This is a genomic window from Dellaglioa sp. CoH-57-MRSF-19 (genome assembly GCF_056781975.1).
Window position 1 is genome coordinate 1 of record NZ_JBXAXW010000214.1, and the last position, 317, is coordinate 317.

The following is a 317-nucleotide window of genomic DNA, read 5'->3' on the forward strand; positions in this document are numbered from 1 at the left end:
ACATTGACCCGGGCCGAGATCGCGACGCTGATTAAACAACATGTCGCAAATTACTGGCGTGAAAAGATGTATGCGGTCAGCGCCGAAGTCGGTCTCAATAAAGGCGGTTCTCTACGTGCCGACATAATGGCGGTGCACGTCAAAAACGAAATCGTCATGGTAGAAGTCAAATCCTCATGGGCTGACTTCAAAGTCGATAATGACAAAGGCAAGTGGCGGAAGTATCTGCCATTTTGCAATCGCATGTACTTTGCATGCGGTGCTGCCACGTATGAAAAAATTAAACCCCGCCTCCCACCGGAGGTCGGGGTATTTGT

The 317-nt window shown here is 49.5% G+C and carries 1 protein-coding gene; it reads left to right on the forward strand.

Annotated features, from left to right (window positions below):
• Nucleotides 1-317, forward strand: a 317-nt coding sequence (locus tag AC1RO3_RS08980) for an MmcB family DNA repair protein (protein ID WP_481764079.1), incomplete at both ends; no start/stop codon positions are given.